The 21562-nt window shown below is 45.0% G+C and carries 24 protein-coding genes and 1 tRNA gene; 3 read left to right on the forward strand and 22 right to left on the reverse strand.

All coding sequences use genetic code 11. The annotated features are described in order from the left end of the window. The 5 genes from B2866_RS10020 to B2866_RS10040 all read right to left on the reverse strand — a co-directional run bounded on the left by B2866_RS10020 (nt 1) and on the right by B2866_RS10040 (nt 5581). Nucleotides 1-699 carry a prepilin-type N-terminal cleavage/methylation domain-containing protein gene (locus B2866_RS10020; RefSeq protein ID WP_296193591.1) on the reverse strand — a complete coding sequence of 233 codons (699 nt, stop codon included), beginning with the start codon at nt 697-699 and terminating at the stop codon, nt 1-3. A 203-nt stretch (nt 700-902) separates the two neighbouring features. Continuing rightward, nucleotides 903-1586: a TetR/AcrR family transcriptional regulator gene (locus tag B2866_RS10025; RefSeq protein ID WP_296193596.1), complete on the reverse strand. Its 684-nt coding sequence runs from the start codon at nt 1584-1586 to the stop codon at nt 903-905. 231 nt (nt 1587-1817) lie between these two features. Next, nucleotides 1818-2606 carry a TatD family hydrolase gene (locus B2866_RS10030; protein WP_296193599.1) on the reverse strand — a complete coding sequence of 263 codons (789 nt, stop codon included), beginning with the start codon at nt 2604-2606 and terminating at the stop codon, nt 1818-1820. Between the two features lie 227 nt (nt 2607-2833). Further along, on the reverse strand, nt 2834-4621 hold the full coding sequence (locus tag B2866_RS10035; RefSeq protein WP_296193602.1) for a GspE/PulE family protein: 1788 nt from the start codon (nt 4619-4621) through the stop codon (nt 2834-2836). An 84-nt stretch (nt 4622-4705) separates the two neighbouring features. After that, nucleotides 4706-5581 (reverse strand): SAM-dependent methyltransferase, encoded by an 876-nt coding sequence (locus B2866_RS10040; RefSeq protein ID WP_296193605.1) that lies wholly within the window; start codon nt 5579-5581, stop codon nt 4706-4708. A gap of 429 nt (nt 5582-6010) precedes the next feature. Between B2866_RS10040 and B2866_RS10045 the strand changes: the two genes are divergently transcribed. The 3 genes from B2866_RS10045 (at nt 6011) to B2866_RS10055 (ending at nt 8376) form a co-directional block, all read left to right on the forward strand. Beyond that, a complete protein-coding gene (locus B2866_RS10045) occupies nt 6011-6784 on the forward strand; it encodes a ferredoxin--NADP reductase (protein WP_201543172.1) in 774 nt (257 codons plus the stop codon). A 136-nt stretch (nt 6785-6920) separates the two neighbouring features. Continuing rightward, nucleotides 6921-7007: transfer RNA gene (locus tag B2866_RS10050), tRNA-Leu, on the forward strand. A 172-nt stretch (nt 7008-7179) separates the two neighbouring features. Continuing rightward, complete coding sequence (locus B2866_RS10055; RefSeq protein WP_296193614.1) at nt 7180-8376, forward strand: tyrosine-type recombinase/integrase; 1197 nt, start codon at nt 7180-7182, stop codon at nt 8374-8376. Between the two features lie 127 nt (nt 8377-8503). Here the strand turns inward: B2866_RS10055 and B2866_RS10060 are convergent, their stop codons facing one another. The 17 genes from B2866_RS10060 to B2866_RS10140 form a co-directional block, all read right to left on the reverse strand. Then, complete coding sequence (locus B2866_RS10060) at nt 8504-9007, reverse strand: glycoside hydrolase family 108 protein (protein ID WP_296193617.1); 504 nt, start codon at nt 9005-9007, stop codon at nt 8504-8506. Between the two features lie 7 nt (nt 9008-9014). After that, a complete protein-coding gene (locus B2866_RS10065) occupies nt 9015-9407 on the reverse strand; it encodes a hypothetical protein (protein WP_296193620.1) in 393 nt (130 codons plus the stop codon). Between the two features lie 48 nt (nt 9408-9455). Further along, nucleotides 9456-10034 (reverse strand): hypothetical protein, encoded by a 579-nt coding sequence (locus B2866_RS10070; protein ID WP_296193622.1) that lies wholly within the window; start codon nt 10032-10034, stop codon nt 9456-9458. Next, nucleotides 10034-11020 carry a hypothetical protein gene (locus B2866_RS10075; protein WP_296193624.1) on the reverse strand — a complete coding sequence of 329 codons (987 nt, stop codon included), beginning with the start codon at nt 11018-11020 and terminating at the stop codon, nt 10034-10036. The genes B2866_RS10070 and B2866_RS10075 overlap by 1 nt, the downstream gene beginning before the upstream one ends. Nucleotides 11021-11029: 9 nt before the next feature. Further along, nucleotides 11030-11473: a hypothetical protein gene (locus tag B2866_RS10080; RefSeq protein WP_296193626.1), complete on the reverse strand. Its 444-nt coding sequence runs from the start codon at nt 11471-11473 to the stop codon at nt 11030-11032. Continuing rightward, on the reverse strand, nt 11470-11877 hold the full coding sequence (locus tag B2866_RS10085; protein WP_296193628.1) for a hypothetical protein: 408 nt from the start codon (nt 11875-11877) through the stop codon (nt 11470-11472). The genes B2866_RS10080 and B2866_RS10085 overlap by 4 nt, the downstream gene beginning before the upstream one ends. Then, on the reverse strand, nt 11867-12181 hold the full coding sequence (locus B2866_RS10090) for a hypothetical protein (RefSeq protein ID WP_296193629.1): 315 nt from the start codon (nt 12179-12181) through the stop codon (nt 11867-11869). The genes B2866_RS10085 and B2866_RS10090 overlap by 11 nt, the downstream gene beginning before the upstream one ends. Before the next feature lie 59 nt (nt 12182-12240). Next, nucleotides 12241-12591 (reverse strand): hypothetical protein, encoded by a 351-nt coding sequence (locus B2866_RS10095; RefSeq protein ID WP_296193632.1) that lies wholly within the window; start codon nt 12589-12591, stop codon nt 12241-12243. Nucleotides 12592-12654: 63 nt separating this feature from the next. Further along, complete coding sequence (locus tag B2866_RS10100) at nt 12655-14874, reverse strand: hypothetical protein (RefSeq protein ID WP_296193633.1); 2220 nt, start codon at nt 14872-14874, stop codon at nt 12655-12657. Beyond that, nucleotides 14778-15863 (reverse strand): glycoside hydrolase family 104 protein, encoded by a 1086-nt coding sequence (locus tag B2866_RS10105; RefSeq protein ID WP_296193636.1) that lies wholly within the window; start codon nt 15861-15863, stop codon nt 14778-14780. The genes B2866_RS10100 and B2866_RS10105 overlap by 97 nt, the downstream gene beginning before the upstream one ends. Further along, the gene (locus B2866_RS10110; protein ID WP_296193639.1) at nt 15863-17386 is read right to left on the reverse strand and encodes a hypothetical protein; all 1524 of its coding nucleotides are present in this window, start codon (nt 17384-17386) and stop codon (nt 15863-15865) included. The genes B2866_RS10105 and B2866_RS10110 overlap by 1 nt, the downstream gene beginning before the upstream one ends. Before the next feature lie 9 nt (nt 17387-17395). Beyond that, entirely contained in the window at nt 17396-18157 is a 762-nt protein-coding gene (locus B2866_RS10115; protein ID WP_296193642.1) for a hypothetical protein, read from the reverse strand. A 1-nt stretch (nt 18158) separates the two neighbouring features. Continuing rightward, nucleotides 18159-18581: a hypothetical protein gene (locus tag B2866_RS10120; RefSeq protein WP_296193645.1), complete on the reverse strand. Its 423-nt coding sequence runs from the start codon at nt 18579-18581 to the stop codon at nt 18159-18161. After that, nucleotides 18578-19261 carry a hypothetical protein gene (locus B2866_RS10125; protein ID WP_296193647.1) on the reverse strand — a complete coding sequence of 228 codons (684 nt, stop codon included), beginning with the start codon at nt 19259-19261 and terminating at the stop codon, nt 18578-18580. The genes B2866_RS10120 and B2866_RS10125 overlap by 4 nt, the downstream gene beginning before the upstream one ends. Then, on the reverse strand, nt 19258-20646 hold the full coding sequence (locus tag B2866_RS10130; protein ID WP_296193650.1) for a hypothetical protein: 1389 nt from the start codon (nt 20644-20646) through the stop codon (nt 19258-19260). The genes B2866_RS10125 and B2866_RS10130 overlap by 4 nt, the downstream gene beginning before the upstream one ends. Beyond that, a complete protein-coding gene (locus tag B2866_RS10135) occupies nt 20643-21023 on the reverse strand; it encodes a hypothetical protein (RefSeq protein WP_296193652.1) in 381 nt (126 codons plus the stop codon). Before B2866_RS10135 ends, B2866_RS10130 begins: the two co-directional genes overlap by 4 nt. Nucleotides 21024-21027: 4 nt before the next feature. Then, the gene (locus tag B2866_RS10140) at nt 21028-21558 is read right to left on the reverse strand and encodes a hypothetical protein (protein WP_296193655.1); all 531 of its coding nucleotides are present in this window, start codon (nt 21556-21558) and stop codon (nt 21028-21030) included. Nucleotides 21559-21562 lie beyond the last annotated feature (4 nt).

The raw sequence follows: 21562 nt of genomic DNA on the forward strand, positions 1-21562 counted from the left end.
CTACAGCCCTTGCCCTATCGACATACTACCATCGGGCATAATCGTAATCACCTCACCCACCAAACGCGAATTATGACGCACCTCAATCGTTACCGGCGTGGCCTGACCTGTGCCAAACCATAGTACTTGCGGTACGTTGTGGTCAGTAAACCATGGCTGCAGCGCTTGCATTTGGCCTGTGGTTGTTTGCTTACCTGCATCTAGGCTTTGCACGCTTAAGCTCACCCCCATAGGCAAGGCAGGCAGACTAACTTCTGGCTCAATCTCCCAACTTGGTGTGGGCACTTTATCTATAGCAGCACCTGACATACTCGTCAAATCTGCTGACAACTCCATGGCGTTCTTAGGCATACTGTCTCCACTAGAAGAAGTGGCAGCCTGAGTTTGATAAGCAATATACGGGTTTGATAGCGTGACAATGATGGGCGTGACTTGACCTTGCTTATCCGCTTGTAAGCTTAGACCCATGGGCTGCATACGCTCAGCTGATAAAAGCCGTACATAGCTCAGAGAATCTGTTAAATGCTCATAAAAAGCGCGGTTTTTGCGTGACTCACTACTACCGACCGACAAGCTCATCATCCCAGCAAAGATGGATAAAATAACCACCACCACCACGATTTCAACAAGGGTAAAGCCCGCTTGACCGTGTGCGCGAAAGGCTGTTATTGAAGATATCGAGGAAGTCGGTTTTGACATACAGAAGTCATCTAGAATGGCGTCACCTTATTAAAAATAACGCTATATTGAATGGCATATACAAGACGAAAGACATGATGAGTTATAAAAACTATAAATATCTACACAGGGTAAAAGGTATATTGAACGTGCTGCTATACAGAAGATAACAACACGGACTTTTATAAAATAATAGCTGACTGCGTTTAAAATAGAATAAAAAGCTAGTAATTGGTATTACGGTGTTCTTCTGACTCAGTTTCTATTTGCTCTACCAGCTCTTGCATATCCTCATCCATCACCTCGTCATCGACCGCTGGATAATGGCTTGGCAACTCAAGCATTTGCTGCACAAAAGCATAACGCAAGGTATCACGGCGACCTAAGTAGCGCTGATAAAAACTTGAGTTTAATAATCCTGCGCCGCCTTGACCCATCGCCCAAATCGAGGACAAATAATCGCGCGTACTTAAGCTGCTATGCTGCTCTTGAAGATACGCACTGATAATATCAATCAAACGCTTCATGCGCTGACGACGAATATCGTAAAGCTCACCAAACAGGCGATTCAAACCCGTCACCGATGCCGCCAAACGCTCTTCGATTTGGTTAAGGAGCATGGCTTTTTGCGGATTAAATAGTTGCTGAAAAATCATCCGCGCGACACCTGCCGACGGACAGTCATCAATACGGTTAATCTCAAACAGCTGCTCTTCATAACGGATAATAATACGCAGGTAAAGCTCATCTTTACTAGAGAAATGCTTATATAAGGTGCCTTTAGCCAAATCAAGCTGGTCTGCCAAACTGTCCAAAGTGATATCACCATCGCCTGACTCAAGTAGCAATTGCTCTGCCATCGCTAAGATATTCTCTTCTCGTGCCTTGAACTGGTGCTGACGACTCATAATTTCTCCTAAAAACTGACAATATCATGCATATGACCGCTCCTTATATCAGTATACTGGCAGCCCGCGTATAAAATGCATAACGGCTATGCCAATATCATCAAAGGAAATATGCTTATGTTTGCTAAATAGTCATTGATAATCATGTGGTTAGATTTAGTCTTAAAAAAAATTAAAACATAAATCTCAAGACCAGTTAATAAATGACTGATTGGTCATAGCATAACCATTTTAATGATACTGTGCCAGTAAATTTTCAAAGTTTTTTGCAGTCAGGGCACCCACTTCCTCGCTACTATAGCCATACAGTTGGGCAAGATAGGTTGCCACATATGGCACGTATGCAGGCTCATTAGGCCTGCCACGTTTAGGCACTGGTGCTAAATACGGGCTATCCGTTTCGATAAGTATTCTATCTTTGGGCATATTTTTTGCAGCATCTTGAATCATCTGCGCACTCTTAAAGCTAACAATGCCCGAGAAGGAGATATAAAACCCTAAGTCTAATGCGCGTTCTGCGGTTTCCCAGTCTTCAGTAAAGCAATGAATGATACCATGTTCAGCGCCTTCCGCTTTTAGGATATCAAGCGTATCTTCTTTGGCGTCACGCATATGCACGACAAGCGGTTTCTTTAGGTGTTGGCTGGCATGAATATGACGCGCAAGGCTGGCTTGTTGCTCTTTTTTATTTTCCGTCGACCAGTAATAATCCAGCCCCGTCTCCCCTATCGCCCAAACGTGCTCGGCATCAGCCGTCTCTATCAAGCGCTCGACCGTCGCTGATTGTAAAACGCCGATATCTTCACAGGGATGAATGCCAACGCTCATGCCAAGATTTAGCGCCTCGTCATTATAAGTGCTGACAATATTAGCAATCTCATCATATTCAGCGAAATCACACATAATCGCCATCGCGCGGGTGACATCGGCTTCTTTCATCGCAGCAATTGCACCAGACAATTGACCATCGTACTTGGTCAAATCCAAACGGTTTAGATGGCAATGCGTATCAGTAAACATAAACAATCTCGTTAATAAAATTAATAAATAGAACCTTTTAGAATAAGGGTTTAATAATCGTAATAGTATTAATTGCTCTGTTAAGTATGCTTTTCAAGTCATGTTTAACAAACGTATATATATAATTGCTTTCAAACTTGTTTCTTATCAGAGCATTTTTTAGAAAATACATTTTTAAAGTGCTTACATGTAAAGGGCAGTTATTAATGCGGTTATAAATGCAGTTATCAATTTAACGGTACCACGCGCATCACCTCTTCTATGGTCGTCACTCCTTCGCTAATACGCTTTGCCCCAGATAAACGCAGTGGTTGTACGCCTTCACGGTACGCTTGTTGTTTAAGCGCATCCAAGTTGGCATCGGCGGCGACCAGTTTTTTTAGCTCATTTGATAATGGCATAATCTCGTAGAGACCAACGCGGCCTTGATAGCCGGTATGACGACAATGCTCACAGCCCTGCGCCTTGTACACTTGCGCAGGAACTAGCGCGCGCCAAGGCTGCACCAATTCTTGCCATTGAATGGATATTTCACTATCTGCAGTGACCTCAACGGCTTGCTTGCAATGCGGGCATAATGTTCGTAATAAGCGCTGTGCCATCACCCCCAATATCGTTGCTGAGGTTAAAAATGGCTGAATACCCAAATCATGTAAACGGGTAATAGAGCTCGGCGCATCATTGGTGTGCAACGTTGAGAGCACTAAATGCCCCGTCAAAGACGCTTGCACTGCCATATTGGCAGTCTCAGCATCACGAATTTCACCGACCATAATAATGTCTGGGTCTTGGCGCATCAAAGAGCGAATACCGTCAGCGAAATGCAAATCAACTCCTGGATTGACCTGCATTTGGTTAAAAGCTGGCTCAATCATCTCAATCGGATCTTCGATAGTACAGACATTGACCTGCTCGGTGGCGAGCTGCTTAAGCGTACTATACAAAGTGGTGGTTTTACCTGAGCCCGTCGGACCGGTAACCAATATAATGCCATTAGGATGGGCAGTCAGCTCGTGCCACGTTTCAAGCTGCTTACCCGACAGGCCAAGTTGGGCAAATGAGCGCACCAGCACTTCTGGGTCAAATACGCGCATGACAAGCTTTTCACCAAAAGCAGTCGGCATGGTAGAAAGACGTAGTTCAGTTTCTAAACCTTTGGGTGTACGGGTTTTTAGGCGTCCATCTTGCGGCTTACGCTTTTCTGCGACATTGAGCCGTCCCAAAATTTTAATACGGGCGGTCACTGCTACTATAATGGCAAGCGGCATCTCATAGACACTATGCAGCACCCCATCGATACGAAAACGTACCTTGCCTGTTTCGCGGCGCGGCTCTAGATGAATGTCGCTTGCGCGCTGCTCAAAGGCATATTGCAATAGCCAATCGACCACTTTGACGATATGTTGATCATTGGCATCGGGATTGGTGTTATCGCCCAGCTGTAACAACGCTTCGACGTTGGTGACGTCCGCCGCTGCGCGCTTATGTAGGGAGTTCGCGCCCGCAATCGCTTGTGTGACCTGATAGAACTCTTGCCGATAGCGATTGATTTGTTCAGGATTGATAAAGACCGTACGATAGCTTTTTGATTTAATGAGCTTTTCAATATTGCCATGCCAATCAGTATAAAACGGCTGATCGGTACCGATAACCACTTCATCAAGCGTCACTTCAATCGGTAAAATATGCTGCGAGCGTGCATACTCAAACGACATCAGCTGCGTTACCGCCGGTACATCGACCTTTAACGGATCAATACGCACCAGCGGCATATCTGCTTTGGCAGCCAGCCACTGATTGAGCCACGCCAGCGTTAATTTATTCTCAGAATTGCTATCAAGCGCGTGACCATTTGGCAGCCCAAATTCACTAATCGTAATCAGCGGATGCTGCACCTTATTACGGCGACTGGTAATAACAAGGTTATAGCCGCGTTGATCAATCACCCTATCTGCCAATAATTCATCTAGGCACCAACGCAAATCAATCACTATCGAATATTTTTGAGCAGACATAGTTATCTTCTTTTATAGTTTTATTCTTATAAGATTTAAGGCATTTGGCAGCGGCGATGTTTACTACGATTCTGATACTTACTGTCATTCTACTATAACGATACTTGTTATCTGTAATTCATCTGATTCCAGCAACTGGAAACTGACATCAACCGATTTATAGCGCATGACAAATAACGTATCTGTCTCTGTACGTCGATAAGCCGGACGCGGGTCTTGTGCTATCAAGGCTTTGATAGTATCAAAATCAGACCTTAATAACTGCTTTTGGATTTTATCAATGACTGTCTTGACGGACGATTGCGCATTTTCTTCCGCTGCATTATCCACACTTTGATTGGCGATAATTTGCCCAAATTGCTCATAAGCTAATTTAGTAATACTCACATCCAACAAGTGCGGCGCAGTTGGCGCAAAACCGCTTTGGGCGTCAGGCAATGCATCACTATAAGCCACATAAGGTTTGATATCGATGATGGGCGTCCCATCTATCATATCAGCACCGCTAATAATAAGTAACACTCGACCTTCTACCATCTCAATGCGCTCGAGCTTGACCACAGATAACCCGAGCGCGGATGGACGATACATACTGCGACTGGCAAATACGCCTATTTTTTGATTGCCACCCAAGCGCGGTGGGCGCACTTGCGGGCGAAAAGCACTATCGACTTTCTCTTGCTGATTATGGTTATCTAAACTGGCCTGCTTGTCTTTATGCAATTTGTCTTTATATAAATAGTTATGATGAAACTGCCAACTGATCCAAATATGGCTAAAATCCTCCAAACCTACAAATGCCGCTGGCGTGTCATACGGCGCGAGCATTTCAATCACACTAATCATAGCTACTAAATTTGGCTGTCTTGGCGCGCCAAACTTTTGCGACAGCGGCGCACGGTGGTAGCCGATAATGGGTGATATATGATGGCTAACAGCAGCGGTAGTCTGGCAAGTCATAATTCAAATCCCAAAAGTAGATGGCTGATAATACATGGCATACGGCAATGATAGAAAATTATTCGCTAACGATATTCCATTTTATCATGGTACAGACAGGCAGCTAGGCGGATTTTTATTTTAAAGTTTGTTATGATGAGCGAGAAATTTATTGAGAATGGCTTGCATTCATAAAGAACACGTCTATAAAGTACAAGCAGCAAAGTTTACTTGTACGGGCAGCGCGGTTGTTTGCTAGAATCTGATACCTTATAAAACCTGATAATAATGTTAAAATAACGGTTTTTTATCAGTGTCATTTGCTTATTAGCCTGAACTGATAATTGATAAGCGCTTTATCTTATTAATACTTTTTATTACCTTAAAAACTTTTGTTTACCACCATTTTTAATGGGCGAATACACATTACCACTTACTAACGAGGGCTTTATGTCAAAACTCCGCACCGAAACGGTCACAGAGGTTCATCACTGGAATGACTCTCTATTTAGCATCAAAACCACGCGCGACGATGGCTTACGCTTCCGTAATGGCGAGTTTGCGATGATTGGTATCGTTGTCGATGGTAGACCGCTCCTGCGCGCTTACTCGATTGCCAGCCCCAACTACGAAGAGCATTTGGAATTTTTCTCTATTAAAGTACAAGATGGTCCGCTAACCTCGCGCTTGCAGCATATCAAAGTTGGCGATGAGTTATTGGTCAGTAAAAAACCGACGGGCACTTTGGTCTTAGATGATTTATTACCGGGTAAGCATTTATATATGCTCTCAACTGGTACAGGACTGGCGCCATTTTTAGCGCTATCACGCGATCCTGAAGTCTATGAGCGTTTTGACAAAATCATTTTGGTACACGGCGTGCGTCAGGTCAAGGATTTGGCTTATCGCGAAATGTTTGAAGAAGAGCTGCCAAACGATGAAATCTTTGGTGAAGAGTTCCGCGAGAAGTTTATCTACTACCCGACCGTCACGCGCGAAGAGTTTAGAAATACTGGCCGTATCACCGACCTGATGAAATCGGGTAAATTCTTTGAAGATATCGGTCTGCCCCCGATGAATAAAGACGACGACCGTGTCATGATTTGCGGTAGTATGCCGTTTAACGCTGAAGTATCAGCGATTTTAGACGACTTTGGTCTCACCGTTTCTCCACGTATGGGTGTGCAAGCGGACTATGCCGTTGAACGCGCTTTCGTTGGTTAAAAATAAATTTTATCGTAAATAGTATAAATAATTCTTGACGGCTAAAAATAGGCTGCTATAATACGCAGCCTATACAGAGATAACCCTGTAGCCCAATTCGATACAGTCTAGCAATAAAGACTTTATCACCTAACACGCCGGTGTGATGGAATTGGTAGACATGACGGATTCAAAATCCGTTGCCTTTAAAAGCGTGTCGGTTCAAGTCCGACCACCGGTACCAATTAGCAGTATAAGCAAGTCCGAGAATGACCGATTAGCCCTTATGTTTAATAGCATGAGGGCTTTTTTGTGTCTGTAGTAGTCCGAGCAAGGCTATAGCAAACCGAGATTAATAACAGTAAACTATGCGGTAATCGCTGTTTTTACTGTTTAATCAAAATGGAATTACTGTCATGGCTCGCATAACTAACCCACTGACCAATACCGAGGTCGCCAAAGCCAAGCCTAAAGATAAACCGTATCGCTTATATGATGGGTCCGGCCTTATACTGAATATCGCTAAATCAGGGACCAAGACTTGGTATTATCAATATAGCCGACCTTACACCGGTGTGAGTGATATGTTTAAACTAGGTCGATACCCTGCTTTGACATTAGCAGACGCGCGTAAAAGACGCGCCGATTGTGAGCGATTGCTAGAAACTAATATTGATCCAAAAGTCAGTGAGCAAGATAGGGTCCAGTCCGAGCTGCATAAAATAGCCAATGATTTTAAATCGGTCTATGAAGAATGGATAGCGACAAAAAACTATGCGCCTAAAACCTTAGAAAAAACACGGTCCGCTATTGACGAGATAATAGCCGTCATTGGCAATAAGCCGGTGAGTGAGATAACGACGCAAGATTGTATGGCGGTATTAAAACCGATTGAGAACGCCGGACATTTTACCAAGCTGCAAAAGACACGTACCAAGATTAGCCAAGTCATGACACATGCTATCGCTACCGGTAGGGCCACGCAAAATCCAGCATTACATTTACGCGGCGTTTTTGGTACCGGTGAAGTGGTCCATGCGCCGGCCATACTAAATGAACGGCGGCTATCTGAGTTATTACGGGCTATTGATGCATATAATGGGCACTTTGCCACACGTAGAGCATTGCGCTTTGCTATCTTGACGTTTGCGCGTGTCGGTGAGGTTCGCAACTTAAAGTGGTCCGAGCTGGACCTTGAGCAAGGCGTTTGGATTTATACGCCGCCAAAGACCAAAAAGTCTACCGGTGTCGATATGGTATCGCCATTATCTACGCAAGCCCTGCAAGTCATTGATGAAATGAAAGAGTATGCAACCGGCGATTATGTATTTCCGTCCACTGTGTCAAAAAATCGGGTCCTATCTGACAATACAATGAATCAGGCACTCAAGCGCATGGGTTTTGCCGGTACCGAGCAAACCGTACAAGGATTTAGGGCCATTGCTCGCACACTGCTAGAAGAAAAACTAGAATATCCGTATGAGCTTATCGACATGCAATTAGCCCATAAAGTAGTTGATGGCAATGGTCGGGCTTACAACAGAATTAAGTGGGTGGACAGACGTAGGGAAATGATGCAAAAATGGGCGGATTATCTTGATGGTCTTAAATAGCAGGCAAATAAAAAAAACCCACCAAATTAATGATGGGCTTTTCTAAATACCTAGAACTCACCGCTCACAGTACCTAGTAATTTGTAACCTGAGAAAGTTTATTATAGCAGCTAAAGGTAGCTAACTATCAATTATCCTTAGCTGCCCAACGAAGATTGCCAACGATTCGGCGTGACCAACCCTTACCAAACGTTTTCCATGTGCCGAGGTTCGTGAAAAACTCTAATCGCTCAGCAATAAATAGCATAACGATGCGATCTGAATCCATGCAATTAACCGCATTAAGCGTCTGATTGCCAATGATGCCGTCCACGTCTTTACCAGTAATGCCAACCGCTCGCTGCAGAAACTTGATAGCCTGTCTATTGCCGTGGTTATAAGCCGCATCAAAAACTTGCCAAGCAACGTCATCGGGCAAGTCATCGCCCTTAATAGCTCGCCAATAATCTTTGTGAGCAATCGCTTGCGCTGTGGATTTTGGTAAATTACGCATTGAGCCAGTATAGCCATTGGCACGGGCAACACGCTTAGTCACGCCGTACATTGTTTCGCCGCCAGGGTCGCTAGGGTGATTGATATAACCGCCCTCATGCTCCATCAGTCGATTAAAAAATACTTTAAATTCGCTCATAACTACCTCACTTCCCAAATATCGCAAACGCGGCGTCTTTGATTTCTTTGATTATTTCTGCAAGCGACTTACCTTGCATTAGTGCAATCGATTGATAAACGATACCGATTGCAAGCATACCGAATACCGCCCACATCAGCATGATTAAACCATGCACCGTGACGCTGTAATCCTGCCATTTCATGATCTCAATGTGAGCGCTACCGCCGACAAGCGATATAGTCACCGCAATGACAAATTTAATCATCACTGGCACACTGACTTGTATTTTTCCGTCTTTACCAATATCGCCCGATAGCATCAAGCCGAAAACAGCACCGATGATAGCAATTAGGATTTTAGGTAAAAACACGATGAGCTTTAAAGCGATTAAGTCCCAGAAGGGTGTGTTGTTTGGCATACGCCGTCCTCAAATTTTAGATAATAAAAAACCCCAATTAAGGGGTTGTTAGCGCCAGTAGAATAAAAATCGGTTATTGCGACCCATGCCTATTCGCCACAACAAACGCTTTTTAGTGTTGGTTGCCAGTACGCGCTCAATAGTAAAGCGTTCACGCTGGACGCGATAACATAGCGTATCGCCTTTTTGATAAGCAAAGATAATGTCTGATTGAGATACGTTGAATCTGCGCTTATCATCAAGCGATACACGCGGATTTCTGATAGCTGGGTATTCGTCAATGACTTGCTTAGCTTGCTGTGTGTCGTACCAATACAGTTTGCTGATACCGTTTGCCACGTATGCAATACAAGGACGCATGTTTTGGTCAAACGTCAAATCAATCTCAGTGATATTCGTGTCCATCAGTACGACATGGTATGTATCTAAATCATCGCGCTTGACTGTGATTGTGGTGCCGTCTGTCCATGCTTGCCAAACATACTTTGTTAAATCCTCACTAGGGTCAGACAGCGCCACGCCGCCGTTATCCCACGATTCGGTTAGCGGATAATTTTTTGAGCGTGGGTATAAAAATGGCGTTGTCACACCGCCGTCTATTAGCAATGGCTCGGGCAATGGTAACATTACAGCACCCCTTCGTATCGACCCCAGCTAAATTCAAATTCAAAGCTCATTTTTTGATTGCTGTTTTTAGCGATAGGGCTGTCATCTAATACGCTACCATACCTAAATTGCCAAACACCCTTATTCGTTACCAGAAGTATTGAGCGAATATTAGTGCTATTTGCTTCGCTAAGACCTAAATCCCAAAACATACTACGTTTGAAACTACCTTGGGTATAACTACCAAGTCTCATGACATAAAAACTACCCGTAGCTGGTTTGCTTAAAACTAAGCCTCCAGTGGGTTTATTGCGTATATCTCCAAGTTCTCCCGTTCGTATCTCAGAAGGTTCTACCGTGTAATAAATAGAATCGTATAGGCTATCGCCTAAGTGATTAGTATTAAAAGCGGCATTAGTAGAACCCACGAACGCAGGCCTTCCAACATAATTATATTGCACAGTATTACCGCCAAACTCTGTAAGCTCAACAGTTCCTGTAATGTCTGTTACGTTAAATACGCACCATAATTTATAATAAACCTCTAACGTTTCATCAGCTAAAACAGATATGGTTGTTGGATTACCGCTAGAATCCCTAACTAAAGCTCTAGTGACCAACTTGTATTCAGTTGACGAACTATACTGGTATGCCAAGCCTAGTTCGCTGATATTAATATTGCCGTTATTTATAAAACTAAACTTAACCACCTTATTTATTTTATAAAAATTACCGTCTACCGCAGCATCGTAGCTGCCTTTTGCAGATACCTGTATCAAGGAGGATTGTCTATTAATAACGCTATCTAGCTTTACTTGCGTTACGTTAGGTGTGCTATTGCCACTACCAATAATACAGTAATCCAGCATATTCCCATTGGAGCTATCCCCTAAAAAATCCAAACCAGCGTCTAGGATTAAGTTTTTTTGGTAGCCAGTATCTTCAACCACTTCGCCTTTCGCATTTTTTCTCACACATCTTACTTCACCAGCCATACCTATATTCATAATTTATCCTTAATTTATTTTAATAGACAACGGCTTAGCAGTTATTACATAAGCCTCATCTTTTGGGTAGTATTTAATTAATAAGCTTTTACTGCTGATTGATTTCGGCTTAGCACTGACTGTATATGCTTCTGGCACAGTACTTAGTACCACCAAAGGGAGTTTTATATCAATTGATTTCGGCTTAGCACTGACTGTATATGCTTCTGGCACAGCATTAAAGCTGATTAATGCGCTGCGAACCGCAATAGATTTTGGCTTAGCAAGTGTGATATAAGATTCGTATTCATGGCTTATCTTTAATACATCGCGCCTGCTTATAGTCAACGGCTTAGTTGTTACCACATAAGCGCCTTCAAGTGCCGTAGGATAAGGATGACTGGCATACTTACTCGGCGGTCTTTTCTGCGTTGGCACTGCAAGCGGCATACCTACTGTAAGGTTTTTCTTCATGGCAGCTCACCTATCAGCCTCCAGCGCTCATTGCCTTCATACACCAGCGTGACAAAGCTACCACTACGGCGCATCACACAGCCATCGGCGGGGTTAATGCTTACGCCAGCTGCCATCCTAACTGTTACCGTGTTTTCGGTTTCTTGACCGATATTGACGCAGCGACCTATCTTTATTGAGTCACCTACCTTTGGTACGGTGATATTAATGGGCTTTGAGCCATTCACGAGTATCATAGTGAAGCTGGTCATGTCATCAGATGACAGTGTACGGTGGTCGTTATAGTATTTAATCGCGTACTCATTCGCCATATTAGCGATTGCGTAGCTTGATAAGCGCAAGATAGCGCCGTACTCATTTTTTAGATTGATAAGTAGTTTATTAGCGGATTGATTAACTAGCATGAGTACCCCCATCAATAACTTTTAGATTGACGGTTTCCGTAGCAACGGTAATATCACCACGAGTGATAGTAATATCCCACAGTGCATCGCCTATAGGCCATTTACTGCTGTCTGCTCTGATGGTTATAAAACCGTTTTGTGGTGTGTCTTTCTGCACATTGAGAGTGGCTATCAGATCGCCGTCACGGTTTCTGATCTGACTTTTGATAGCTTGGTCGCTCAGGTCTGCAAGCTGTCCACTGGATTGGTGAACAATATCCCCTGACCAATAGAATGTTGTGTTACGATTATGGGTATAGCGCATTTGTTTGCTCCATAAAAAAACCGCCTTAATGGGCGGTCATATCTAACTAGGTATCGGGATTAATTGGTAAGCTGTCTTTGCAGTTGTAGCATACTCTTTAGACTATCGACGCTATCAGGGTATTTCTTGGCAAACTCCATCACGGCGTTATTGTCGCTTAGGTCAAGGCTATTCATTTCCTGCATAGCTTGTGCGTGTTTCTTTCTAGCTTTGCGAGCGTCCCATGCTTTTCTTATGTTCTGCCCTTCAGCAAAGTCATTACCCCAATTGCTAGTATCAATTACGGCTTGAGAGCCAAGCAACGCTGCATTGTTTGGCTGCACCTGCTCATGCACATAAACATCATAACGCTCAGCGTGAGCAAACATTGCAAAACAAGACGCTGCTAAAAATACGGTAAGTTTGCGCATGGCAAATCCTTATGTTTTGTTGGGTTTAACCCACTATAAACAAAACATAAGTTATCGGCAATATTAATTACCCAAGTTTGCACCAACCGCCGCCCCTGCTTGCCCTGCTGCTGGCATCATACCCAGTAGTCGTAATTGCTCGTCTGTCAGTCCTAGCGATGAACCGCGAGTGATTGCAGGTTGTCCGTTTATCATCTTAGCCCCTGCGCCACTTTGCGCTAAGTCACCGACCGCTTTAGCCGCACCGATACCTACGTTACCTAGCACTGGTATCTTGCCCGTCATATTTGCAATGCCGATAAGCTGATTAATGAGCGTACTTGCTGTGTTTGAATCGTTGATATGTGCGCCTTGTGGTCGCTGCATCAGTATATCGCCGACCTTTTGAATATCATTGATACGTGCGATTTGCTCAGGCGTGAATAACGCTCTCATTCTATTATTGCCGAATGATTGAATAGCTTTGTTTAGCTGCGCCGTACTAAATGCGCCATTGTCTGCGCCTGTTGCTTTAGTGATAAAATGCTCAATGGTAGCGCCTTGCAAATCTGCTAAGTTTTGCTTACCGTCAGGTGAGTTTTTGAGGCTATCAACCAGTTTCACCAAGTCGCGTTCATTAGCTTTCAAAACGAGCTTATCAAAAGCTTTATCGGGCGCCATATCGTCAATAGCAGCCTTTAACGCTGGATTGCTATCAAGGTCTTGGAATCTGTCACGCGCCGCACCTCTTGCCTCTTGCCATGCGCCGCGAGCACCTGCTAGACCGCCGTTAATATCACCGTTAGGTAATGCGCCGCCTAACTCGTCAATCGACCTATCGACTTCGTTATCAAGGTTTTTACGCACGATAGCGAGCGCTGCACGTTCGTTGCCGTCAGTGGTAGTTTTTAATCTAGCATTAAGGATTTTAACGATTTCTTCTGACTTGCCGTGTGTTAGTTTAAAATCGGGATTTTCAAACATGCCCTTGAACACACCGCGAATATCGCCTTTTAGAAATGAGCCTAAACCCTGTTCTTCAAGCTCGCGGCTTGTTTGGTCAATAAAGCGCATGTGATTAAGCTGTGCATCGTTACCGCCCATTTCACGCGCCGCATTATACTTTGCGCCAATATCTGCCTGTCTTGCTTCATCGCCTTGTTTCAGCGTTTGAAACGTGGATTCCATACGAGCATTGTTATCGACTGGTCTTGCGCCTGTTTCATCGACAAGCGACTCCCACTTACTGGTTAGCTGCTCATTGTTGCCAATATGAGTATTATTTAGGTCACTATTGTTTTTTGCCAGTTCGCGCTCAGCTCGCCATTCCTCCGGTCGCTTAGATAGCTGCGCCTGCGTGCCTTTAAAACCCTCACTATCAAGCAGTGACTTGCGGACGGCTGCGGCTGCGTCAATCTGTTTTGATTTGCTTAGATTTTTGGTGGCGTCATTAACTAGGCGGTTTCGTGTCGCTTGATTAACCCTAATACCAGTTTCAGTAATAGCATCATCGACTAACTTAGTTGCGGCGGTAGCGGTACGACCTGACCGATTAGCGGCAACTCGCGAACCTTTCTTGATGACACTACCAACGGTTTTGCCAACTGTTACGCCTGCAACCCCGCCAACTGCCCCACCTATTGCGCCAAGTGCAGTATTGCCTACCTGCTCAGACGTAGATTTTGAGTGCATGAGCGAACCGTCTAAACCCCCGATAGCAGCTTCACGACCTGCAAACGCTGCCAAGCCTTTAACCCCTGCTGTTGGTGCGCCACCTGCAACATATAACGGCGCTTTGGCTGCGATACTACCGCCAAGCTCGCCTAAATCAACACCACTGTAATTTGCTTGGTCACGCAGCTGTGCTTGACGCGCTTCCATCGCTTGTACGTCTTTATCGTAATTTGCGCGGTTATTGGTAGGTAGATTGGTGCCAGCCACGTTATTGATACCGCCGTAGAGCTTATCCACAAAGCTATTATTTAGCTGTGCGACTTTGCCGAACGATTTTGCAACACCAGTCATGGCGCTGTAATTGGTAGATTTGGCTTTATCGGCTAAAGTAGCGTTTTTGTTCTTGCTAGTTGCCTTTGGGTCAACTGGCTTTGTACTTAATCCGAAATATTTGCCAAGTTCTTGCGTAGGGGATAGTCCGGCGGCGCGTGTCTGCTTGATAAACTCTTTCGCATCTTTGCCCGCCTGACCTTTTAGCTCGGTAATTCCCACGATGATTTTAGGGGTTGCTGTGCCCTTGCGCTGTTCGGACTTGATGTAGTCTTTGATAATTCGTTCTGAGTTTGCCATGTGTCACCTGCTTGTGTTGGCTCGGCATCATCTAAAGTGAGGTTTGCCATAAAGTCGTCATAGTTTTTGCCAAGTTCGGGGAATTGCTGCATCTGTTCTTGTTGCGGCTCATCAACCTGTAAATTAGCCATAAAATCATCGTACCCTTTGCCAATATCGGGCATTTCAATGTCAGGCTCATTGGGCGCGTCTTGTGGCGCTAAGTTCGCCATGAAATCATCATAACCGCTACCAATGTCAGGCAGGTCAATGTCAGGCTGCTGTGCGGCTTGTGGTTGGCTGCTAGGAACTTTTAGCCCCAACTGGCTTGCAATATCGTTAAGACTCTCACCTTGCGCCATGAGCTGCTTAATTTCACGCCCTGCTTTGCCATTGTTGTTTGATAACTCATAGAGTATCTGTAAGTCTGAACGCTTATCTTTGCCCTTGCGTAATGTGGCTAGTAATTGAGGTGCTGACATTGCTAATCGCGGATCAGGTGCTTGCTGTTGCTGTTGATAACCGCCACCATTAGAAACATTGCCAATCTTACCGCCTAAAAACTTATTGACGTTATCCCATGAGCGTTTATTCTGCTTGTAGTTTGATGTTGGTAGGCTTGCCCACTCCGCACCTGTTCTACGGACAGCGGTTTGAAAGTCGCCTTTGAGTAATGAAGGTATCGCATCACGACCAAACAACAATGCTACTGCGCCTAAATCTTGACTGTGTGGGCTAAAGTCTTTTAACCCATACTGACGCGCCACATTATCCCAAGTGCCTTTTAAAAACTGATAACGCCCTGCTGCTGACGTTTTATTCAGAGTACCGTCAGTTTGCTTAAAGGTTTTTAAATAACGCGGGTGGTCATTAAGACTACGCAACTGACCGCCGCCAAACGCTGTGCGATAGCCATTGCCCTGCGTACCCTCGGTATAAGAGATTAAGTCCAAAAACTTACGCACGTTAGGGTGTTGCAGTGCTTGCTCTAACTGCTTGCGTGTTGCCATTAACCACCCCCAAATATCTTTTTACCTAACGCCTGTCCTGTTGATGCCTTAGCGGACTTATTGCTAGATATTTTGCTTTTCTGTCTACGCGGGCTTTTGCCATACTCAGGCAGTGTTATGCCGTCATACTCTCGCTTATAATCCGCATAACTCGCATATTCTGCCGCGGTCTTTGCATTAAAGTCATTTCGGACTTTGGTTAATAATGCCAATGCGGTTTCGTTGTTACGTGGAATATAAGTGCCCGCTTGCATTTCCTCCATCGCTCGCTTGTAGTCCATATCGGTTTGAACGCCAGCATTAAGGCGCAAGGCGTCCGAAGCCAGTTTGACCATATTAGCTTTAAACTCGGCATAAGCGGCTGGATTGCTGCCTAGTGAGTTAACGCCAGTACGATTAGCGAGTGAGTTCATGCTGTTAGCCATAGCGCCTAGATTTAGTTCGCCACTCTCAATACGTTTAATCCATGATGAAGTATTTCGGATTGTGTGGGCATTGCTCTTAATGTTTGTTAAGTGCTTACTCATTTCTTTTGTGGCCGCAACTGGCCTAGGTGTGCTACCACCTGCGCCAGTCTTGTTCGCCTTAATGCGATTGGTTTCAGCGTTTTGCTGTGCGACCGCCGCGCCTGTTTGAGCCTTGTACCAATCAACGGCTGTTTTCTCGCTTGCGGTGTTCGCACTGATATTAGCGGTATCAATACGCCCTTGGTAGTTGGTATCAGCGTTATACATAGTGCCTTGCAAGCTACGCTCGCTGTTACGTTCACCTGCATCGACTGTATATTGGTTGTTTGCTCTACTGGTAGCGTCTTTCATTTGGTCTGTAGCTGATACGCCATAAGCGACACGCTGCGTAGGCTCTCCTGCTTCGCCTGTAAAGCCGTCAACCGTGTACATATAAGCCGCGTCCTTACCATCGAGCACCTTAGCTTCTGGCGCTGTTGCTTTAAAGCCTTCAATCGTGCCACGCGCTAATTGCTGCATGACTTTTGCGGCGTTCTCGGGGTCTTTCATCATCATGTCGATGATTGAGCCTTTTTGCTCAGGATTGATAAGCCCAGCATTTTGAAAGTCACCAAGCATGAGGGCAAAGTATTGCGGATTTTGCGTCAATGCCCCTGCTGATATTTGGCTGTATTTATCGGTCATGTTCTTGATGGTTTGACCCATCGTTTTTACGCCGATTTCACCAGTTTCAGCGCCTAATTTGCCTGTTTCGCCGTAAACCTTGCCAATATCCGCACTGGTCTTTAGGTTATCAAGCGCCGCTTTCTGTCTATCTTCTTCGTACTTTTGTAGCTGTGGCACTAATGCCCCTGCATACTTGTGTTGCTGTGCAAGCTCTAAGCGTCCGTTGTGGTCGCCTACTTTCATGATCTCGTTAAGCGCTTTTTGCTGCTGCCTTGCTTCGTATTCTTGACGTAGTTTTTGACCGTCGCGGAATTGTTCGGACAGTCCGCTAACATCAACGACCGCTTGCGCCCCTAACAATGGGGCGTTGCTATGTGCTATCCAACTCATAAATTACCCCTAAATAAACATACCGCCCGCTTTTAATCCGAGACCAATAAGGTTGTTAATACCGTTAGTCTTAGCCCCTGCTGCGCCAATTAAGCCATTAGCTTGAGCGTTTGCGCCCGCAATCGCGGCATTACCTTGATTCAAGGCGTTTTGAGCACCAAACTGACCTAAGTTGTTGGCTGTCTGCTGACCAACCCCTGCCATGTTTGCAAGCTGATTGTATTGGCGGGTGTCTTCATTATTAAATAGGTTGTAATCACCTGCTCTATTACCACTAAGCACACCGTACAAATTTTGCTTTTCAGCTTGGTCACGACCCCATGCGTTGCCATATTCTTGACTGGCTAAGTCGCTGTTGTAGCGGTTTAAACTTTTAAGAGCTGCACCTGATAATAAGCCGCCACCCGCCGCCGCACTTGACTGTATGCCGTCCATGCCTTGTTTCTTGCGGAATTGATAGGAAGGGTCAGCTTGGAAGTTATTTGGGTCTAAGCCACCTGTAAGCTGTCCATTTTGATAAGCGGATTCAATCCGACCGCCCCATTTATCATCAAAGCTACTATTCTTGCCGATGTAGTCTTGCAACTGACCAAGCGCACCTTTGCCCGCTTCTAGCCACGGCATTTGGTCTTGGCGTGTCTGCTCAAATTGCTTTTGTGACAAATCAGCGGCGTACTGACTTGAATCTGCTTGCAATTGACCTGATTTCTCTGCCGCTTTTGCACCAGTCTTGCCTGTAATCCCGTTCCATGCGTCTTTAACAAATCCCATCTTACACCTCACAAAAATAAAGCCTTTCCAGCGGCTTAAAGTTATTCTTAGTTAAAAACCCATCAATCGGGGCTGTGTCACGGCTTGATATGTACCAATAATTAACGCCCATTGCTTTGAGCTGTACCTTGATACCATCTATAAATTCGCTGCTATTGCCGCGATACTCAGGCGTTACCCATATCACATCGGTGGACGCATCAACAATCGCTTGATTGCGTAGTGACGGACTGACAAACAGCAAAGCAATGCCTTTGATAGTATCGCCGTCAAACCAAGCAAACGGCTTTAATACCCCCATCTCGTCAAGCTCAATGTACCGCGCAACTGGAATGTCGACCGTCTGCGGCTCTAGATGCAGCATGGCCATCATCATTGATGTTATTTCGTGCTGATAATCGGCAAATTTAATCTGCTTTATCATGGTGCTGCCTCTAGTGCTGCTACTCGTGTATCTAGCGCAGATATGGCGGTGTTAATGCTTGCAATCGCGGTATCTATGGCTGCTAGTGCATCGGTGTGGGCTGACAGCGTTGTCTGTATGTCAGTTATAGCGGTAGCATTACCTGTGCCCGCCGTTTCAATATTAGCCACTTTGGTGTCAAGGTTGGAGATAGCAGTGGCGTTATTGCCTGTTGTCGTCTGTAGCGCTGTTACCTGCGAGTCTTTGGTGTTCATTCTACCCGTTAGGCTGCTTATTGATGTTGTATGTCCTGCTATTGTAGAGTTGGCAGATGCTAATCCTGACTTGTTAGCTGCCACATCGCCTTTAACTACTACTAAATCATCTTCTACAGCTATCACACGGCCATTAATAAGGATAAGATCTGCCTTAATACTCTCAGCGTCATTACCAAGCTCTAGCGTTTTTGCGACATTATCTAGTAGCTGCTGCGTCAGCTCTGGCAAGTTCGCCATGATTTGTTGATCCACGGCTCGCCCAATGTCATTAAAGAAGTAAATCCACTCTTTCGCCATCGTCCCATCTCTACCCATGATGAGCGTGTTTGGTATCTTGATGACGTTTGGTGCGTTCTTTATTTCTTCGGGCGTAACTGGGGGTACTGGCAGCTCCATATTTCCATCTGTATATCCGTCCGTCATCGGTCACTCCCTTGTACTTCTAAATAGCCATTGATTAGCGCGCATCGGCTGTTTGCAGTGGTTGTAAACTTATAAGTTCGCTGTCTGCCAATACCAAGTCTGCGCCATACGACACGCTTTAAATCCATACCCTCAGCACCTAGCAATTGTGGCATTGGTGTTGACCAGGTACGTGCATAATCATCTGACCATGCCATATCAATGCTATGTTGTGTTAGCGAAGCGTTAACACTCATTTCTAACTCTAAGCGCATATAGCTGACGTTCTTTTTCTCGCTTGGAAAGTAGGGGATTGTGCGTTCACGATAGACCGGAAAACCGTCATCAGTAAACACATCTTCTCTAAGTGCGTAGATATTGCCGTTTTGATAATCACCGATTAGATTGTCAGTACCGTCATAAGCATGGTGCTGACCACGATAGCGTGTGAGTGCGCCTGTACTGCCCGTGTGCGCTCTTTCATGCCATAAAGCCGTCATTACATCAAACACAAACGTGCGGTTAATGTCGGGCAGATTTAGCACATAAAAGCCATGACCTGACTGCTGATAGGTAAATGCGGTTGCCAGTTTAACGTTGGCATCTGTTAATGCTTGCTCAATAGCGTGTGTGCTAATACGCTGGGCTTGATAGCCTTGCGTCATGCAGATTTGACGACCACCCGCTTCTGTCTTAGCAATAAACACAAGCGAGCTGCCCATCTTAGCGACCGTTTGAGGTGCATCACAGCCAACCGACACAAACGCACCGCCGACCCGTCTAAACGGCAAATCAGTATTGCCTGTGTTGTAATACACTTCGGTTGTATGCTCACCTAACGCCCACATCTCAGAGCCAACGACGACCAGTCTAACGATATTATCCGGACTACCCTCAGCGGTTGCATAGTTGAGCGCGTCATACTCCAAGTTATATAAGCCAAACCATGAGTATTTGCCAGTATCAGGCACAGCAAAGACAAATCGGCCATCAATAAATTGTATGTACTGACAACCCGTAAAACCCTCAGCCGTGACTTGTGATATTACCCATGTGTTTAAATCGACTTTGTATAACTTACTGCCTGTTGCAATGACTGCCACCAGTCCGTTGTCCGCTATCGTTACATGCGTACTTGCGCCAACCGTACCGATTAAAGCGCTGTTTGCGCCTTGTACTCTATAAACAGACGTACCGCTGACCACCAATATCCAATTATTAGATAGGCGCTGCATACCCTTAATTGCGCCATTTAAAGTGTGTTTCTTGACCAGTCCAGCGGTAGGAATTAAAGCTGATTGACCGCCGCCATTTTCGGGCGCTTGAGCATACCAATTGATACACGTTTGGCAATCAATTTCGATATTGTCAAGGCTATAAGCGCCGCCAACCAAGTTTAGTTTCATCGTGATAGACCTCTTAATACTAAATCGGGTTTGCTGTAGATTGGCTTAATATTCCAAGCCTTTAGATTGCGTTCTGCTCGCTCAGCACTCATAGCGATTGTTGGTGCTACTGGTAATTGATAGACACCTGCCAACCGTACCGCAAGCAAGTCCACAAGCGCATACTCTACTTGGTCATCCATGCCCGTATGATAGTCATCGGCTGCCAATGGAAACACGATGCCATTCTCAGCAAGTAGCGGCTCCATTGAGTACATCGACAGCATACTGTTGAGATTATCCAAGCAGTCTTGCAATTCACTGGCGCTCAACGTTTCATTATGAGCAATGATGTTGACGCGCCTTGCTGCCATGTTTACTAGGTTGTTAGGTGTCATAATGTTACTCGCTGTCTTTTAGCTTCTGAATAAGCGCATCTTTACCATCACGTTTGTTGTAATCAACCTTGCGCTGCTCTAATAGCTTTTGCAGCTCAGCATTGGTCATTTCGTCATAGCGGACCACACCATCGCCGTTTACGTCTTTGGTTTCTTCGTAGATTGCGAGCTTGGCTTTTAGATCGGCGACTTCTTGCGTGACATCAGTGCTGTTTTTTAGGTCGGTGAGTTCTTGTTCTTTTTCTTCATAACGCTTATTGGCGGCATCAATCTCACCGTTTAAGTCTAAAATCTGCTTGTCTTTGATTTCCATCGCATCTTCTAAGCGTTCGATGTGTTCGTAGGCTTCTGCTAACTGGTCGGCGTTGTCATCGGTTTTAGTCGCTTCTTGCTTCGGCTTAATTTTCAATGCTTCTGCATGAGTGACATAACCCTTTGCTTTGAGTGCATCAGCTGCTTCTTCGTCATGTGCAATGGCGTGACTGTCTAGGCCATTGAGATATAGCATTACTGGATAATCTTTTGAGTTGTCCATTGTT

This window comes from Psychrobacter sp. UBA3483 (assembly GCF_002377905.1).
Classification (GTDB): domain Bacteria; phylum Pseudomonadota; class Gammaproteobacteria; order Pseudomonadales; family Moraxellaceae; genus Psychrobacter.

Bases quoted from the DNA above. Each gene is read 5' to 3' on its own strand.
- B2866_RS10095 (WP_296193632.1), bottom strand. From the start codon at position 12,591: ATGCGCAAACTTACCGTATTTTTAGCAGCGTCTTGTTTTGCAATGTTT.
- B2866_RS10100 (WP_296193633.1), bottom strand. From the start codon at position 14,874: ATGGCAAACTCAGAACGAATTATCAAAGACTACATCAAGTCCGAACAG.
- B2866_RS10130 (WP_296193650.1), bottom strand. From the start codon at position 20,646: ATGAAACTAAACTTGGTTGGCGGCGCTTATAGCCTTGACAATATCGAA.
- B2866_RS10065 (WP_296193620.1), bottom strand. From the start codon at position 9,407: ATGCCAAACAACACACCCTTCTGGGACTTAATCGCTTTAAAGCTCATC.
- B2866_RS10105 (WP_296193636.1), bottom strand. From the start codon at position 15,863: ATGGCAACACGCAAGCAGTTAGAGCAAGCACTGCAACACCCTAACGTG.
- B2866_RS10140 (WP_296193655.1), bottom strand. From the start codon at position 21,558: ATGGACAACTCAAAAGATTATCCAGTAATGCTATATCTCAATGGCCTA.
- B2866_RS10070 (WP_296193622.1), bottom strand. From the start codon at position 10,034: ATGTTACCATTGCCCGAGCCATTGCTAATAGACGGCGGTGTGACAACG.
- B2866_RS10040 (WP_296193605.1), bottom strand. From the start codon at position 5,581: ATGACTTGCCAGACTACCGCTGCTGTTAGCCATCATATATCACCCATT.
- B2866_RS10110 (WP_296193639.1), bottom strand. From the start codon at position 17,386: ATGAGTTGGATAGCACATAGCAACGCCCCATTGTTAGGGGCGCAAGCG.
- B2866_RS10080 (WP_296193626.1), bottom strand. From the start codon at position 11,473: ATGAAGAAAAACCTTACAGTAGGTATGCCGCTTGCAGTGCCAACGCAG.
- B2866_RS10035 (WP_296193602.1), bottom strand. From the start codon at position 4,621: ATGTCTGCTCAAAAATATTCGATAGTGATTGATTTGCGTTGGTGCCTA.
- B2866_RS10125 (WP_296193647.1), bottom strand. From the start codon at position 19,261: ATGACGGACGGATATACAGATGGAAATATGGAGCTGCCAGTACCCCCA.
- B2866_RS10045 (WP_201543172.1), top strand. From the start codon at position 6,011: ATGTCAAAACTCCGCACCGAAACGGTCACAGAGGTTCATCACTGGAAT.
- B2866_RS10025 (WP_296193596.1), bottom strand. From the start codon at position 1,586: ATGAGTCGTCAGCACCAGTTCAAGGCACGAGAAGAGAATATCTTAGCG.
- B2866_RS10030 (WP_296193599.1), bottom strand. From the start codon at position 2,606: ATGTTTACTGATACGCATTGCCATCTAAACCGTTTGGATTTGACCAAG.
- B2866_RS10135 (WP_296193652.1), bottom strand. From the start codon at position 21,023: ATGACACCTAACAACCTAGTAAACATGGCAGCAAGGCGCGTCAACATC.
- B2866_RS10120 (WP_296193645.1), bottom strand. From the start codon at position 18,581: ATGATAAAGCAGATTAAATTTGCCGATTATCAGCACGAAATAACATCA.
- B2866_RS10060 (WP_296193617.1), bottom strand. From the start codon at position 9,007: ATGAGCGAATTTAAAGTATTTTTTAATCGACTGATGGAGCATGAGGGC.
- B2866_RS10075 (WP_296193624.1), bottom strand. From the start codon at position 11,020: ATGAATATAGGTATGGCTGGTGAAGTAAGATGTGTGAGAAAAAATGCG.
- B2866_RS10020 (WP_296193591.1), bottom strand. From the start codon at position 699: ATGTCAAAACCGACTTCCTCGATATCTTCAATAACAGCCTTTCGCGCA.
- B2866_RS10085 (WP_296193628.1), bottom strand. From the start codon at position 11,877: ATGCTAGTTAATCAATCCGCTAATAAACTACTTATCAATCTAAAAAAT.
- B2866_RS10090 (WP_296193629.1), bottom strand. From the start codon at position 12,181: ATGCGCTATACCCATAATCGTAACACAACATTCTATTGGTCAGGGGAT.
- B2866_RS10115 (WP_296193642.1), bottom strand. From the start codon at position 18,157: ATGGGATTTGTTAAAGACGCATGGAACGGGATTACAGGCAAGACTGGT.
- B2866_RS10055 (WP_296193614.1), top strand. From the start codon at position 7,180: ATGGCTCGCATAACTAACCCACTGACCAATACCGAGGTCGCCAAAGCC.